The sequence below is a fragment of the Streptomyces coeruleofuscus genome (assembly GCF_039532725.1).
Classification (GTDB): Bacteria; Actinomycetota; Actinomycetes; order Streptomycetales; family Streptomycetaceae; genus Streptomyces; species Streptomyces coeruleofuscus.
Map to the genome: position 1 here is coordinate 62,539 of NZ_BAAASE010000003.1, position 15,010 is coordinate 77,548.

The 15,010-nt window shown below is 72.1% G+C and carries 14 protein-coding genes; 11 read left to right on the plus strand and 3 right to left on the minus strand.

Annotated features, from left to right (window positions below):
- Positions 1-109: 109 nt before the first annotated feature.
- From ABFX81_RS11615 to ABFX81_RS11650, 8 genes are all read left to right on the plus strand, one after another.
- A complete protein-coding gene (locus ABFX81_RS11615) occupies positions 110-808 on the plus strand; it encodes an RlpA-like double-psi beta-barrel domain-containing protein (protein WP_086855197.1) in 699 nt (232 codons plus the stop codon).
- 364 nt (positions 809-1,172) lie between these two features.
- Positions 1,173-2,204 (plus strand): glutamine synthetase, encoded by a 1,032-nt coding sequence (glnII, locus tag ABFX81_RS11620; RefSeq protein WP_020274437.1) that lies wholly within the window; start codon positions 1,173-1,175, stop codon positions 2,202-2,204.
- A gap of 84 nt (positions 2,205-2,288) precedes the next feature.
- Entirely contained in the window at positions 2,289-3,224 is a 936-nt protein-coding gene (locus ABFX81_RS11625; protein ID WP_086855198.1) for a DUF6891 domain-containing protein, read from the plus strand.
- Between the two features lie 333 nt (positions 3,225-3,557).
- Positions 3,558-4,163 carry a winged helix-turn-helix domain-containing protein gene (locus ABFX81_RS11630; protein WP_346138011.1) on the plus strand — a complete coding sequence of 202 codons (606 nt, stop codon included), beginning with the start codon at positions 3,558-3,560 and terminating at the stop codon, positions 4,161-4,163.
- A 78-nt stretch (positions 4,164-4,241) separates the two neighbouring features.
- The gene (locus ABFX81_RS11635; protein ID WP_346138012.1) at positions 4,242-5,276 is read left to right on the plus strand and encodes an NAD-dependent epimerase/dehydratase family protein; all 1,035 of its coding nucleotides are present in this window, start codon (positions 4,242-4,244) and stop codon (positions 5,274-5,276) included.
- Positions 5,277-5,328: 52 nt separating this feature from the next.
- On the plus strand, positions 5,329-6,585 hold the full coding sequence (locus tag ABFX81_RS11640) for a sensor domain-containing protein (protein ID WP_086851024.1): 1,257 nt from the start codon (positions 5,329-5,331) through the stop codon (positions 6,583-6,585).
- Positions 6,576-7,229, plus strand: coding sequence for a LuxR C-terminal-related transcriptional regulator (locus ABFX81_RS11645; RefSeq protein ID WP_086851022.1), 654 nt, complete (start codon positions 6,576-6,578; stop codon positions 7,227-7,229). The genes ABFX81_RS11640 and ABFX81_RS11645 overlap by 10 nt, the downstream gene beginning before the upstream one ends.
- A gap of 203 nt (positions 7,230-7,432) precedes the next feature.
- The gene (locus tag ABFX81_RS11650; RefSeq protein ID WP_086851020.1) at positions 7,433-8,992 is read left to right on the plus strand and encodes a DUF1996 domain-containing protein; all 1,560 of its coding nucleotides are present in this window, start codon (positions 7,433-7,435) and stop codon (positions 8,990-8,992) included.
- Between the two features lie 68 nt (positions 8,993-9,060).
- On the opposite strand, the gene ABFX81_RS11655 is transcribed toward ABFX81_RS11650, so the two are convergent.
- Positions 9,061-9,507, minus strand: a complete 447-nt coding sequence (locus ABFX81_RS11655) for a hypothetical protein (protein WP_086851018.1) — start codon at positions 9,505-9,507, stop codon at positions 9,061-9,063.
- A 146-nt stretch (positions 9,508-9,653) separates the two neighbouring features.
- On the opposite strand from ABFX81_RS11655, the gene ABFX81_RS11660 reads away from it, so the two are divergent.
- The 3 genes from ABFX81_RS11660 (at position 9,654) to ABFX81_RS11670 (ending at position 12,975) form a co-directional block, all read left to right on the plus strand.
- Positions 9,654-10,181, plus strand: coding sequence for a tetratricopeptide repeat protein (locus ABFX81_RS11660; RefSeq protein WP_086851016.1), 528 nt, complete (start codon positions 9,654-9,656; stop codon positions 10,179-10,181).
- 47 nt (positions 10,182-10,228) lie between these two features.
- On the plus strand, positions 10,229-12,151 hold the full coding sequence (locus ABFX81_RS11665; protein ID WP_346138014.1) for a hypothetical protein: 1,923 nt from the start codon (positions 10,229-10,231) through the stop codon (positions 12,149-12,151).
- Between the two features lie 134 nt (positions 12,152-12,285).
- Entirely contained in the window at positions 12,286-12,975 is a 690-nt protein-coding gene (locus ABFX81_RS11670) for a TetR/AcrR family transcriptional regulator (RefSeq protein ID WP_086845292.1), read from the plus strand.
- Positions 12,976-12,981: 6 nt separating this feature from the next.
- On the opposite strand, the gene ABFX81_RS11675 is transcribed toward ABFX81_RS11670, so the two are convergent.
- Positions 12,982-13,338, minus strand: a complete 357-nt coding sequence (locus ABFX81_RS11675; RefSeq protein WP_086845293.1) for a 5-carboxymethyl-2-hydroxymuconate Delta-isomerase — start codon at positions 13,336-13,338, stop codon at positions 12,982-12,984.
- 30 nt (positions 13,339-13,368) lie between these two features.
- Complete coding sequence (locus ABFX81_RS11680) at positions 13,369-14,988, minus strand: SpoIIE family protein phosphatase (protein WP_086845294.1); 1,620 nt, start codon at positions 14,986-14,988, stop codon at positions 13,369-13,371.
- Positions 14,989-15,010: the final 22 nt, after the last annotated feature.

A 15,010-nucleotide genomic window follows, 5' to 3' on the forward strand; every position in this document is an offset into this window, starting at 1 on the left:
TTCTTGTGTGACGGACGTTACTTCAGTGACTCCTGTAACCGCTGAGTAACCTCGTTCGGTATCTCGTACATAGCGACGTACGCTCCCCTACCTCTTTCAGGAGGCGCGCATGTCGCGTAGGAGAACACTCGGCACGAAGAAGAAGATCGCGCTGCTGGTGAGCGCGGCGACCGTGGCGGGAGGCGGGGCCTTCGTCATGGCGAGCACGTCGAACGCCACGCCGCCGGCTCCCAAGTCGGCGGCGGAGTCGACGGCCTGTCTGGGACTCGCCACCGCCCTCGGCAACAACGAGAAGTTCATCGCCGACCAGCAGGCCAACCCCGACGCCCAGTCGGAAGCCAGGATCGCCAACCGCCAGGCGGTCATCGAGGAGATCAAGCGGAAGCAGGAGGCGTCGGGGTGCGCGGTTGGGGAGTCGGCTCAGGACTCCCAGGCCGCGCAGCCCTCGCAGCCCGCGCAGGGCGGCCAGCAGGGCGGTCAACAGGGCGGAGGCGCCCAGCCCTCGCAGCCCGCGCAGTCCGCCCCCGCGGAGAACCCCGGCGGTGGCGCCGCGGCCCCCGGGCAGCAGGTGTGCAACGGCTCCACCGTCACGCTCTCCGGCGAGGACGGTGCGCCCGCCGCGTCCAGCAACCAGTTCCCGGCCGGTACGAAGCTGAAGGTCACCAACCTGGACAACAACAAGTCCACGACGGTGGAGGTCACTTCGGTCTCCGGCAGCTGTGTGCTGCTCAACAACGCGGCGTTCGAACAGGTCCGTGAGCCCGGCAAGTTCCTGATCCGCCGGGCCGTGATCGAGAAGGTGGGGTGACGCCGGACGGACGAGGACGAGTGAGTCACTGAGGCGGCGGCCCACCCCTCGGCCGCCTCCTCGTACGTGTCAACGGTCCTGCCGCTCCCGGCCAGGAACGGCAGGACCGGCGCACCGCGCGACACGCGGCGCCGGTCACCGGCTTGACGGAGGGAAGCCGGTGACCAGCTCATCCCCCGGGGCCAAACACCCTCACAGCGTGAGACAGGGCACAGCGACACCAGGTAACACGGGGTTCACATTCGAGCAATGGCCGGGAAATCGCCTGTTGACAGGCTGCCGGGCATTGACGCGGCGCCCCAGTGCCGCAGCGCCGCAAGCACCCGCGATACGCGCCCAGACACACCCCCGAAGGATGTGGCCCGTGACCTTCAAGGCTGAGTACATCTGGATCGACGGCACCGAGCCGACGGCCAAGCTGCGTTCCAAGACCAAGATCATCGCGGGCTCCCCCGCCGGTCTCGACGCGCTGCCGATCTGGGGCTTCGACGGGTCCTCCACCAACCAGGCCGAGGGCCACGCCTCGGACTGCGTCCTCAAGCCGGTCTTCACCTGCCCGGACCCGATCCGCGGCGGCGACGACATCCTGGTGCTGTGCGAGGTCCTCAACATCGACCTCACCCCGCACGCCAGCAACACCCGTGCGGCGCTGGCCGAGGTCGAGGAGAAGTTCGCGGCGCAGGAGCCGATCTTCGGCATCGAGCAGGAGTACACCTTCTTCAAGGACGGCTACCCGCTCGGCTTCCCCAAGGGCGGCTTCCCGGCGCCGCAGGGCGGCTACTACTGCGGTGTCGGCGCCGACGAGATCTTCGGCCGTGACGTCGTCGAGGCGCACCTGGACAACTGCCTGAAGGCGGGCCTGGGCATCTCCGGCATCAACGCCGAGGTCATGCCCGGCCAGTGGGAGTTCCAGGTCGGCCCGCTGGCCCCGCTGGAGGTCTCCGACCAGCTGTGGGTGGCCCGCTGGCTGCTCTACCGCACCGCCGAGGACTTCGACGTCGCCGCCACGCTCGACCCGAAGCCGGTCAAGGGCGACTGGAACGGCGCCGGCGCGCACACCAACTTCTCCACCAAGGCGATGCGCGAGTCCTACGACGCGATCATCACCGCGGCCGAGTCGCTCGGTGAGGGCTCCAAGCCGCTCGACCACGTCAAGAACTACGGCGCCGGCATCGACGACCGCCTGACGGGTCTGCACGAGACCGCCCCGTGGAACGAGTACTCCTACGGCGTCTCCAACCGCGGTGCCTCGGTCCGTATCCCGTGGCAGGTCGAGAAGGACGGCAAGGGTTACATCGAGGACCGCCGTCCGAACGCCAACGTCGACCCGTACGTGGTGACCCGCCTGCTCGTCGACACCTGCTGCTCGGCGCTGGAGAAGGCCGGCCAGGTCTGATCCACCCGCAAGGCTCCTGAGGGGCGCCCACCGTTCGCGGTGGGCGCCCCTCGCGTTGTCAGTGGGCCATGTCATCGTGGGGGCATGAAGATCGACGGGGGCCTGGCCATCAAGGTGAAGACGGAGAGCGGGCAGACGCACGCGCGGATCCCGGCGCGGCGACTGCGCGAGCTGGTGGAGCGGATCGGCGGGGACGACGACCACTTCCTCGTCGTGCAGCGGATACCGGACCGGCCGCTGGTCTTCATCCAGACGGCACGCGACGGGGACGGGGCGTACGACCTCCAGCACCGCACGGGCCGCGTCCCCCACATGTGGGTGGCCCGGGTGACCGACCCGGGCCTCGTCGCCGAGGTGATGGTGCGCTGGGCGCGGCAGGAGGACGCCTGGGACGCCGGAGTCACCTGGGAGCGCGAGGAGTTCGGGCTGCCCGAGGAGGCCCCCGCCCTCGCGGCCGAGGTCGCCGCGCGGGCCGAGGAGCACGTCCGCGAGATGCTCCGGGACGGCTATCTGGGCATCGAGGCGATGATCCGGGAGACGGTGTACCTGATGGAGGACGGCGAGGGCGCCTCTCCCGTCTCCCGGGAACAGGCCCGCGAGATCGTCGAGCGGCTGTGGCTGGACCGGCTCGACGAGCAGGAGACGTGGGCCGGGCCGACCGGTCCGGACCGGCTGGAGCAGGCCTTCGCGGCCCTGGAGGACGGCGGCATCGTCGCCCGTGAGGACTTCGCCTGCTGCCGCGGCTGCGGCATGACGGAGATCGGCGCGGAGGCGGACGGCAGGCCGGGGGTGCGGGGGTTCGTCTTCTTCCACCACCAGGGCACGCGCGGCGCGGCGCAGGGACACGGCCTGTCGCTCTATTACGGCGGGTTCGACGGTTCCGAGGGGACCACGAAGGCCGTCGGACACGAGGTGGTGGCGGCGCTGGCCGCGGCCGGGCTGTCCGCGGACTGGGACGGCGACCCGGGCAAGGCGATCGACGTCGCGCCCCTGGAGTGGCGCAAGCGCCTGGTGGGATGAGGTGTCGGAGGGGCCGTAGGCCCTCCCGGCGGATGTCCAAGCTGTGAGAGGAGGGTCCCGGCACCTGGCCCCCGTCTGCTTCAATGGCCCCATGGCCGGCTACCAGAAGCACACCGCGACGGGTCGCCATGACCTCGAGCCCTTCTGGCCGTCCCGTCAGGACCACGACTTCGACCGGGTGTGTTGCCGCGCGACGAACGCGCCGGCCCTCTAAAGCCGTACACCCCCGGCCTTCGGCCAGCGCGAACCGCGTACGTCCCTCGGCGAGCCCGACCACGAATCGCGGCCGTCGACCTCTCCGACGAACTCCTCGCGCGAAAGAGCTGACCTCTCATGGCGACCACTCGTTCCCTGTCTCCCGCCGCCCCCTTCAACTCCCCCTCGGCCACCGGACCCCGGCACCGGCTGCGTGCCGTCGACCGGGATGAGGTGGTGACGGTCGCGGACCTGCTGCCGCCCGGTGCCACCTGGCTCCCGGCGCCCCAGCACACCCTGCCGACGCTGCCGGGGCAGCCGCCGATGGTCGGCTACCTGGTGCTCGTCCCGGCCGACCAGCAGCCGCCGTTCCCGGCGGCGGTGCCGGACCGGTCGGAGGCCACCCGCGTCGAAAGCCCCGCAGGCCCCGCAGCCCCCGAGCCGGGCGGCGCGCCGCTGATCCGGGTCGACACCGTGCAGCGCACGGCCGAGGTGGCGGGGCGTCAGCTCGACCTCACCTACCTGGAGTTCGAGCTGCTGGCCCACCTCGTGGCGCACCCGGGCCGGGTCCACACCCGCGACCAGCTGGTCGGCACGGTGTGGGGCTACGGGCATGTGGGCGACGGACGTACGGTCGACGTCCACGTCGCCCGCCTGCGCCGCAAGCTGGGTGCCGAGCACCGCGACACGATCCGCACGGTGCGGCGGGTCGGCTACAAGTACGTGCCGCCGACGGTGCACTGAGGCCCCTCCCCCGCCGGCCCGTCTGCTGACAGCAGATCACCGTTCCGTCCTCTCGCCCCACCGGGCAGAGTCCGAGGCATGAGGCTTCTGATGCTGGGTGGGACGGAGTTCGTGGGACGGGCCGTCGTGGAGGCGGCCCTGGGGCGGGGCTGGGAGGTGACCGTCTTCCACCGGGGGCGGCACGAGGCGCCGGCCGGCGTACGGTCGCTGCTCGGCGACCGCACCGCGCCCGGCGGTCTGGCCGCCCTCGCCGAGGACCCGGGCGAGTGGGACGTCGTCGTCGACACCTGGTCGGCGGCGCCCCGCGCGGTGCGGGAGGTGGCGCGGCTGCTGCGGGGCCGCGCCCGCCGGTACGTGTACGTGTCGAGCTGCTCGGTGTACGCGTGGGCCCCGCCCGCGGGATACGGCGAGGACGCGCCCCTGGTGGAGGGCGCGTCGGCCGACGCCGACCAGACCGACTACGCGCGGGACAAGCGGGGCGGCGAACTGGCCGTCCTGGACGCCTTCGGCGCTGACCGGTCCGTGCTCGTACGGGCGGGGCTGATCCTCGGCCCGTACGAGAACGTCGGCCGACTGCCCTGGTGGCTGGGTCGCATGGCGCGCGGCGGCCCCGTGCTGGCTCCGGGCCCGCGCGAGCTGCCCCTTCAGTACGTGGACGTCCGTGACCTGGCCGAGTGGATCCTGCACGCGGCGCAGCGGGAGCTGAGCGGGCCGTACAACCTGATCAGTCCGCAGGGGCACGCCACCATGGGCGAGTTGCTGGACGCCTGCGCCCGGGTCACCGGCGCTGCGGCCGAACTCCGGTGGACCGAACCCGACGCGATCCTCAAGGCGGGCATCGAACCGTGGACCGAGCTGCCGGTGTGGGTGCCGCCGGGCAGCGACCTGCACGACGCGCTGCACGGCGCGGACGTCTCCCGGGCCGTCGGGTCGGCTCTGAGCTGCCGGCCCGTCGAGGAGACCGTGGCCGACACCTGGCGGTGGCTCCAGGACATCGGCGGCACGGCACCCCAGCGCCCGGACCGGACGAGGAAGGGCCTCGCCCCGGAGGTGGAGGCGAGGGTGCTCGCGGCCGACGGAGACGGAAGGGGTGTAGGTAGCACCACCCCCTGACCGGGGTGGTCGGCCCAGTGACCCGCGCACTCCGCTCGGCGAGACTGACGCCATGACCATCGACACGAAGAACGGCAACGGGCGTACCAAGGGGCGGGGCATCGGGCTCGCGATGCGGGGGCTGGGGGTCGCCCTGGTCTCCCTGCCGGGGGCGGTGCTGTGCTTCACCCTGTCCCTGGTGTCCATGGCGCTCATCCCGATCGGGATCGGGCTCGTCACGACGCCGTACGTGCTGACGGGGGTGCGGGCGTTCGCGAACTGGCGGCGGGTGCTCGCGGCGGAGTGGGGCGGGGTGCGGATACCTCCGGCGTACCGGCCGCTGCCGAGGGACGCCAACCCGTGGACGCGCACCTTCGGGATGCTGCGCGATCCGGCGACCTGGCGGGACCTGATGTGGCTGCCGGTCGACATGACGGCGGGGTTCCTCACCGCGCTGCTGCCGGCCGCGCTGTGGCTGTACCCGCTGGAGGGGTTCGCGCTCGCGATCGGGCTGTGGCGGGTCTTCCCCGACGGGTACTGGTACGGGTTCGTGCCGGTCACGGGGCAGGTGTCCGCGCTCGGTGCCGCCGCCCTGGGCCTCGTCATCCTCCTCTTCGCCCACTTCCTCACCCCGCTCCTGCTGGACGTCCACTTCCGCCTCACCCAGGCCGTTCTGGGCTCGGGCCAGCGCCAACTGGCCGAGCGGGTGCGGGTCCTGACCGAGACGCGGCGGGACGCGGTCGACTCCTCCGCCGCCGAACTGCGGCGCATCGAACGGGATCTGCACGACGGGGCCCAGGCCCGGCTGGTGGCGGTCGGCATGGACCTGGGCACCATCGAGGCGCTCCTCGACAAGGACCCGGCCAAGGCCAAGGAGCTGATCGCGCAGGCCCGCACGTCCTCGGTCGAGGCGCTGGCCGAGCTGCGCGAGCTGGTGCGCGGCATCCATCCGCCGGTCCTCGCGGAGCGCGGACTGGGTGACGCCGTACGGGCGCTGGCGCTGCGAATGCCGGTGGCCACCGAGGTGAACGTGGACCTGCCCGGGCGGGCGGAGGCGCCCGTGGAGTCCGCCGCGTACTTCGCCGTGAGCGAGGTGCTCACCAACGCCGTGAAGCACTCCGGAGCCGACCGGATCTGGGTCGACCTGCACCACGCGGACGGCCATCTGCGGGCGACCGTCACCGACAACGGCAAGGGAGGTGCGGTGATCGGGGCCGGTTCCGGACTGGCCGGGGTGGAGCGGCGACTGGGTACATTCGACGGCGTCCTGGCCGTCAGCAGCCCCGCGGGCGGTCCCACCATGGTCACCATGGAGATCCCTTGCGCGTAGTCCTGGCCGAAGACCTGTTCCTGCTGCGCGACGGACTCGTCCGGCTGCTCCAGGCGCACGACTTCGAGATCGCGGCGGCCGTCGAGTCCGGTCCCGAACTGGCCGCCGCACTGGCCGAGCTGGAACCGGACGTCGCCGTGGTCGACGTCCGCCTGCCGCCCACGCACACCGACGAGGGCCTTCAGTGCGCCCTGGACGCCCGCAGGAAACGGCCCGGGCTGCCGGTGCTGGTGCTCTCCCAGCACGTGGAGCAGCTCTACGCGCGTGAGCTGCTCGCCGACGGCAGCGGCGGCGTCGGATACCTGCTGAAGGACCGGGTGTTCGACGCCGAGCAGTTCGTGGACGCGGTACGGCGGGTCGCCGCCGGTGGTACGGCGATGGATCCGCAGGTGATCCAGCAGCTGCTGGCGCGGCAGGCGGGCGACGGCAGGCCGCTGGCCCGGCTGACTCCCCGGGAGCGGGAGGTGCTGGAGCTGATGGCGCAGGGCCGGACCAACGCGGCGATCGCGGGCAGGCTGGTCGTGACGGAACGGGCGATCGCCAAGCACACCGCGAACATCTTCGCCAAACTGGGACTGGAGGTCTCGGACGACGACAACCGGCGCGTGCTGGCGGTTCTCGCGTATCTCGACCACGGCCGGTGAAACCGGACCTGCCTCTTCACCCGCTGTCGAGGATCAACAACTCCCGGTGCGCGAGAGGCTGTTGAGAACACAGCTCCCTCACGAATCTCGCATCAATTTCCGAGACATCTGAACACCCCTGGGACGGCCTCCGTATGGAAGGGCGCCGCTTCACTCCTGTCGGGCGCCTCGATGCCCCCGAAAAAGGAAGTCAGAGGAGTTCCATGGGACGCAACACAAGAAAACGCCGGACGCCGATGGCCACCAAGGCCATAGCCGCATCGGCGGCCCTAGCGCTCGGTGGGGGCGGGCTGATCTGGGCAAACTTCTATGCCTCGGCGCATGAGGAGAACTCGGCGAACCAGACGAAGGCCGCGGGCGCACAGATCGCCACGATCCAGTGCCCGGACGTGGGCCAGCAGCTCACCGATGTGCCGGAGGGTGCGCGGCAGGGGGTGGACAAGGAGCTGGCGAACCTCGACAAGCAGATCAGCGAGGCCTACACCCGGCTCGCCTCCACGCGTCAGGCCCAGGCCGGTGACTCGGGCTTCGTCAACAACGCCATCCTCGGCCCGCTGAAGTCGAAGCGGACCGCTGTCATCGACCGGATCGGCATCAACATCCGGCGGGTGGGCGGACAGGCCCCGGACAACCTCGCCCAGATGGCGGAATGCAAGGGCATGGCCGCCGACGCGAACACCAACGACGGCCAGGCCGGAGACGGTCAGAACAACGACGGCCAGAACCAGGACGGCCAGGACCAGAACCAGGACGGCGGTCAGAACCAGGACGGCGGTCAGGACCAGGGCGGTGACAACGGCCAGGACCAGGGTCAGGGCGGCAACGGCGGTCAGGCCAACAACGGCCCGGTGGCCGACGACTTCATCAACATCGAGGACGTCCAGCCCAACTCCCGCAACCTGCCGAACGGTCTCGCCGCGAACGGCGACGGCGGTTCCACGGGCTCGTTCACCACGAACTGCGGCACCAACGAGAACGAGAACCGCAACTCGGACAACGTGATCGTGGCGCCCGGCGTCTCCAACGGCGCGCAGCACCAGCACGACTACGTCGGCAACCAGAGCAACAACGCCTTCGCGAGCGACGAGGACCTGGCGAACGCCGAGACGACCTGCCAGAACCAGGGCGACAAGTCCTCGTACTTCTGGCCGGTCCTGCGGATCCAGGACGGTTCGGACGACATCGACGCCGGCCAGCCCGGTGGCGGTCAGGACGGCAACGTCGGCAAGATCGTCGAGCCGGCCGAGGCCCAGCTCAAGTTCGTCGGCAACCGCACCAGCGACGTCGTCGCGATGCCGAAGGCCCTGCGCATCATCACCGGTGACGCCAAGGCCTTCACCAACGGCCTCAACAACGCCAACACCTCCTGGAGCTGCACCGGCTTCGAGGACCGTCAGGTGACGGACAAGTACCCGCTCTGCCCCGAGGGCAGCAGCGTGGTCCGGACGTCCAACTTCCAGAGCTGCTGGGACGGCCAGAACATCGACAGCGCCAACCACCGCACCCACGTGGACTTCGTGGAGGCGGACGGCAGCTGCTCGAACGGCTTCCAGGCCATCCCCCAGCTCCAGGTCCGCCTGGTCTACGACGTGCAGGCGCCGCAGATCAACGACGGGCAGATTCAGAACGCCTTCGCGGTGGACTCCTTCCCGGAGCAGCTGCACAAGGCGATCACCGACCACAACGACTTCATCAACTTCTTCGACGAGAACGTGATGAACGAGATGGTCGAGTGCATCAACAACGGCGAGGACTGCCAGTAGTCCGCACGTAAGTGAAAGCCGGCGGTGGGATTTCCCACCGCCGGCTTTCGCTTGCCCGGCCCGCGCGGTCAGCCGTGGCCGCTGCCGCTGTCGTGCTTGCCGCTGTTGTGACTGCCACCGGGATTCATGTGCTCGGAGCCTTCCTCCATGGTCCCGCCGATGGTGCCCTGGAGCGCCGTGACCGTCTTCTTCTCGCCGACGGCGACCCACTTGCGGCCGACGAGGTAGTAGCCGCCGTAGTCCTTCGCCCCGTTCAGCCACTCGCGCTGTCCGCGGTCGGTGGCGAAGGTCGCGAGGACGTATTTCTCCTTGCCCTTCTTGCACAGGGCCTGGCGGATGGTGTCGGCGTCGGTCTGCATGTTCGGCTTGCACTTGGCCTCGGCCGCGATGTGCTCCAGGCTGCCGGTCACCGTCTCCGGCGCGGCCGCCTCGCCCTTGCCGCCGGATCCGCAGCCGGTCAGCGCCAGTATCGCCACCGCGCCGCTCAGCGCGAGCATCGGTCGGGTCACCCTCATCTGTTCCTCCGGTCCTTGTCACGGCACGGTCCGGACGCATGCCGCACGGAGCCCCGGCAAGAGGCTCTCGTCTTCGATACGGCTGTGGCGGGCGCAGCGCTCAAATCCGGGTGCCACCTCAGGCACGTCCGTGCGAGTCTGTCCCGGTGAACCAGGACTGGGAAGATCGCGTGGCCGCCCTGTGGGACCGGTTCGACGACTACGCCGAAACCGAGGAGGACGAGGCCCGCTTCCGCGCCGACGTCGACGCCCTCGTCGCCGAGCTGCCGGAGGGCAGCCCGCTCGGGCCGTTCGAGCAGGCCTGCGCCTGGGACTCCACGGGCCGCTCGGACAAGGCGGTCCCGCTGTACCGGGAGGCGCTCGAGCTCGGCCTCGCCGACGTCAGCCCCTACAAGGCCCGCCGGACGAAGATCCAGATGGCCAGCTCGCTGCGGAACATCGGCCGGGCCGAGGAGGGCGTCGCGCTGCTGACGCCCGAGCTGGACGCTCCGTCCGACGAGCTGGACGACCCGGTGCGCGCCACGCTCGCGCTGTGCCTGTCCAACCTGGGCCGCGACCGCGAGGCCTTGTCGCTGGCCCTCGGCGCCCTGGCCCCGCACCTGCCGCGCTACCAGCGGTCGATGGCGAACTACGCACGGCTGCTCGTGGAGCCCGGGGAGCAGCCGGGGGCATGACCCCCGTGGTCAGGTGACCATCCTCCGATTCGCTCGTTCTGCTGAACGTGCAGTCACAGGATGTCGCCCAGCGCCCCGCGCCCCCTTCCCCCACCGGCCCGGTCGTCGATGTCGAGCAGGCCGAGGCCGCGCTCGTCGAGCACTATCCGCGGCTCGTGCGGCTCGCCTATCTGGTGCTGCCGCCGGGCCTGGGCCGCAGCAGGCGCGTCCTCACCGCACACGCCCTCACCCAGCGCGCCCTCCCCCGCAACCGCACACCGGCGCCGGTGATCCCGGCCCAGTCGACCGGCCGTGACGGCGATCCGGGCTACGCCCTGGTCCGTCTCCAGGTGCTGCGTACGGCGCTGGAGGCGGGGCTCCCGCTGAAGCGCAAGGCTTGGCCGAAGCGGTCCCAGCTGCCGCCGGTGCTGCCGCAGGTGTGGGGGCTGAAGCTGTTCCCGCGGTCCGGCGGCGCCGACGAACTCGCCCTGGACCAGCGGTTGTCCACCCTGTCCGGCCCGGCCCGGGCCGCCTACGCGCTGCGCGGCCTGGAGCGGCTGACGGACGACGGCGTACGCAAGGTGCTCACGACCGCGGGGGTCGCCGACGCGGACGGTGCGCTGCTGGAGGCCGACGGGATCCCCGCGCAGTACGGACTGCTCGACTCCCCCGAGTTCGACCCGTGCTCGCTCCAGGCCCGCCCCACCGACCTGATGCGGCGCCGCCAGCACCTGAAGGCCGCGCTGGCCGCCGGGGCGGCCCTGCTGGTGTGCGGGGCGCTGCTGGGTCTGCCCGGCGAGGGCTGGGGCCCCGACGGCGCCGCCGCGCCGCCGTACGCACGGAATCCGGCCGCCCAGGCCGCCCTGGACCCGGCGAAGCTGACCAGGGTCTCCCCCGTGGCGTGGCGGGGCTCGGCGCGCACCGACTTCTCGGTGTGGCCGGCCCGCGGCGACCTCACCGGCGACTCGGCCCTGCTGCGCCGCGCCCTGGCCGTCTGGGCCCGCCCGGGCGAGACGGTCCGGGTGTCCGCGACGCCCGGCACCCCGTCCGGCGGCCCGGCCGGACCACCCCAGTTGCTGTACGCGGGGACGGTCGACGCGGCGCGCGTGGTGATCCTCCACGACGGTCTGCGCATCGCCCGGTACGCCGAGCCGAAGGAGGGCACGCAGGGCGCCGCCCTCGACTTCGCCCGGGTCGACGGCGCGGGCCGGGCCGAGGCGGGCGCGGTGGTCCTCGGCCGGGCCGACGGCAACGTCCGCTACCTGACCGCCCCCTGGGTGAAGGAGGCGGGCGAGCGGGACCTGATGAAGCCGGGCTCCGGCGCGATGGACCTGGCCCTCACCGATGGTGTGACCGCGCCGCTGGCCAGCCCGGTTCTGCGGGCCGGCGCGTGCACGTCGTGGAACGTGCTGCAACTGGGCGACGGCACGAAAACGCGGCTGCTGACCGACCTCGGAGAACTGGTCCCGGCCCGGCTCACCGCCGGACGGCCCGGCTCACCGCGCGAGGCGTCCGGTGCCGAGGCGCTGCGCACCTGGCGGCCGTTCGCCTGCTCGCTGGGCACGGTGCGCTCCGCGGGCGTACGGAGCGTCAACGCCTGGGCGTTCAACAAGCAGCCGCTGCCGGACGCGAGCGGTTCGGCCGCGTGGGTGTGCACCCGGGCCGAGACCTGGCGGGGCGGCGGGGCGCGGGTGCTGGCCCAGTTCCACACGCCGGGCGGGAGGTACGGGGCGGTGGCGGCGAAGGCCGAGAACGTTCTCGCCTGCGGGGCGCGCGAGCCGCATGTGCTGGCCGGAGTGCTGTGGCAGTCGAAGGCGGGCGGCTGGTATCTGCTGGCCGCCGGCAGCCGGGACACCGCGTCGATCCGGGCGACGGGCGGGGTCGGCGGGGCATCGCAGACCAGTTTGCTGACCGTGCCGGCCGAGCAGGGGGCGCGGGCCGAGCTGAAGGGGACGCTGCGGGACGGGCGTCCGATCGGCGGGCTGCGCTGAGCGGCGGACTGCGCTGAGAGGCGGCTGAGACGCCCCCGCCCGGCGCCCCTGGGTGACCACCCCCGACCGATCCCCGACCGATCCCGGACCGATCCGATCCGTTCGAGGCTGGATTCGATCGGTAAGGTGTTCGCATGACTACCGGGGTTCGCCGCAGATTGGGAGTCGAGGAGCGGCGGCAGCAGTTGATCGGCGTCGCCCTCGAACTGTTCAGCCGCCGCTCGCCCGACGAGGTCTCCATCGACGAGATAGCGTCGGCCGCGGGCATTTCACGCCCGTTGGTCTACCACTACTTTCCCGGCAAACTCAGCCTGTACGAGGCCGCGTTGAAGCGGGCCTCGGACGATCTCGCGGCCCGGTTCGTGGAGCCGCACGAGGGGCCGCTGGGGGCGCGGCTGCTGCGTGTGATGCGCCGCTTCTTCGACTTCGTCGACGAGCACGGCCCCGGTTTCTCCGCCCTCATGCGCGGCGGTCCGGCGGTCGGCTCCTCGACGACCAACGCGCTCATCGACTCCGTACGGCAGGCCGCGTATGTCCAGATCCTTTCGCATCTGGGCGTGACCGACCCGCCCGCGCGGCTGGAACTGGTGGTGCGTTCCTGGATCTCGCTCGCCGAGTCGACGGCGCTGATCTGGCTGGACGGCCGGCGCATCCCGCGGGCCGAGCTGGAGGTCCAGCTCGTCCACGACTTCGCCGCGCTCACCGCCGTCAGCGCCGCCCAGGACGCGGAGATGGCCGCCCTGCTGCGCCGCATCGCCCAGGAGGAGCCGGCCGACGGCCCGTTCGCCACCCTGGCCGGCCGCCTGCTGGCGCTGGCGACCTGAGCCCGCTCAGCTCTCGAACTTCCGGTAGGACGCGTCCAGTTCGCGGACCTCGGCGGAGGCGTGCAGCACGCGCCCCTCGGCGGCCTTCAGGTGAGTGCGCAGCAACTCCAGGGTGGCCTCGGTGAGCCGGGCCCTGGTCTCCTCGGTGCGGCCGGCGAGCAGCGCGATGTGGACGTGGACATGAGCGTGCCCCTCGGTCTCGGGGCCGACCACGACGTCCTCGGTCCGGCGGAACCGGGTCTTGCACGCCGCCGGCTTGGCGGCCGCGATCTCGACCGTTGCCTCGTGCAGCGCCTTCGCGAACCCGGGCCGGTCGAAGTCGTCCGCGAGGTCGGCGGAATAGTCGACGGTGATCTGCGGCATGAGCACTCCTGTTCTAGGCGGCCATCGGGCTCACCCTAACCGCAGCGCCAGCATCGCGATGTCGTCCTCCCGGTCCCGGCCGAAACAGCCGAGCAGCACGTCGCAGAGGGTGTCGAGGCCGGCCGGGGCGTCGGCGGCGGCCGTGCGGAGCTGTTCCATGGAGGTCTCCAGGGGGGTGCCGCGGGTCTCGATGAGGCCGTCGGTGACCATGAGGAGGCGGTCGGTGGGGGCCAGGTGCCGCTCGGTCGGCGCGGGCCGTTCCAGGCCCAGCCCGAGCAGCGGACCGCACGCGTCGACGTACTCGGCACCGCCTCCGTCGCGCAGGATCAGCGGCGGGATGTGCCCGGCGTTGGCGATCCGCACCCGCCCGCTGCCGGGATCGACCAGGGCCAGGCAGACGGTCGCCGTGACATCGGGGTGGTACTGCTGGAGCATCCGGTCGAGCCGCCCGGCCAGGACCACCGGGTCGCTCTCGGCCACGCAGTAGGCGCGCAGCGCGTGCCGGATCTCGACCATGACGGTGGCTGCGTCCAGCGAGTGCCCGACGACGTCCCCGACGGCGGTGAGCACGCCCTCGCCGGTGCGCAGGGCGGCGTAGAAGTCGCCGCCGATCTCGGTCTGCCGGGAGGCGGGCACATAGCGGACGACGATGTCGACGCCGGGCAGGTGGGGCAGCTTGTGCGGCTGGGGCAGGAAGCTGTGCTGGAGGGTGAGGGCGACATGCCGCTCCACCCGGTACAGCAACAGCGGCTCGGCGGCGAGCGCGCAGGCCTGGGCGAGGCGGGCGAGCAGCCCGTCGGCCGCGGGGTCGGTGATCGCGGCGCGCCGTACGGGCGTAGCGAGGCAGACGGCCGTACTGCCGTCCTGGGCGGTCGCCACGGTCAGGCGGGCGTCCTCCTCGACGCCCGCCCGGAACATCCCGGCCGGCCACAGCGGCGCGGGGACGACGGTGCTGGTGACGCCCGTGCGGCCCTCCGCGAGCCGGGTGACCAGCCGGGCCGCCGCCTGGTGCGCGCCGCTGTCCGCCGGTGCGGGGCGGCACCGGGCCGTGCCCCGGTGCGGCTCGCCGTCCGGGCCGATCACGAACACCACGGCGGGCGAGTCGGTGAGGTGTGCGGCGCCTTCGGCGGCCGCGGCGGCGAGTTCCCGCGGGCAGCGGGCGGCCTGCACGGTGACGATGGCCTCGGACAGCAGCGTCAGACGGTGGACGGCGGTCTCGGCGCCCGTGCTGCGGCGGGCCCCGCGCACGGCGGCCCGTACGACGGCCTGGATCTCCTGCGGCTCGGCGGGCACGGTCAGATAGGCGTCGCCGCCCGCGTCCAGTCCCCGGCACCGGTCGCCGGGCGCGGTCGCGGCGGCGGAGAAGTGCACGACGGGCAGCGCGGCCATGGGCGGCCTGGCCCGGACCCGGCGGCACAGTTCGAAGCCGCTCATGTCCGGCAGGCCCACGTCGACGAGGGCCACGTCGGGCAGGGTGCCGTCGCGCATCCGGACGTCGAGTTCGACGAGCGCCTCGCCGCCGCTGGCGACCGGCACGACCTGGTGGCCGGCCCGGCTCAGCACCGCGCCCATGGCGTACCGGCTGGCCGCGACGTCGTCCACGACCAGCACGGTGGTGCCTGGGGTCCGCTGTGTGCCGTTGGCGTACATCTCGACAGCCCTCGGGGCGTAC

Bases quoted from the DNA above. Each gene is read 5' to 3' on its own strand.
- ABFX81_RS11640 (WP_086851024.1), top strand. From the start codon at position 5,329: ATGACCATCGACACGAAGAACGGCAACGGGCGTACCAAGGGGCGGGGC.
- ABFX81_RS11635 (WP_346138012.1), top strand. From the start codon at position 4,242: ATGAGGCTTCTGATGCTGGGTGGGACGGAGTTCGTGGGACGGGCCGTC.
- ABFX81_RS11630 (WP_346138011.1), top strand. From the start codon at position 3,558: ATGGCGACCACTCGTTCCCTGTCTCCCGCCGCCCCCTTCAACTCCCCC.
- ABFX81_RS11670 (WP_086845292.1), top strand. From the start codon at position 12,286: ATGACTACCGGGGTTCGCCGCAGATTGGGAGTCGAGGAGCGGCGGCAG.
- ABFX81_RS11680 (WP_086845294.1), bottom strand. From the start codon at position 14,988: ATGTACGCCAACGGCACACAGCGGACCCCAGGCACCACCGTGCTGGTC.
- ABFX81_RS11650 (WP_086851020.1), top strand. From the start codon at position 7,433: ATGGGACGCAACACAAGAAAACGCCGGACGCCGATGGCCACCAAGGCC.
- ABFX81_RS11615 (WP_086855197.1), top strand. From the start codon at position 110: ATGTCGCGTAGGAGAACACTCGGCACGAAGAAGAAGATCGCGCTGCTG.
- ABFX81_RS11625 (WP_086855198.1), top strand. From the start codon at position 2,289: ATGAAGATCGACGGGGGCCTGGCCATCAAGGTGAAGACGGAGAGCGGG.
- ABFX81_RS11675 (WP_086845293.1), bottom strand. From the start codon at position 13,338: ATGCCGCAGATCACCGTCGACTATTCCGCCGACCTCGCGGACGACTTC.
- ABFX81_RS11655 (WP_086851018.1), bottom strand. From the start codon at position 9,507: ATGAGGGTGACCCGACCGATGCTCGCGCTGAGCGGCGCGGTGGCGATA.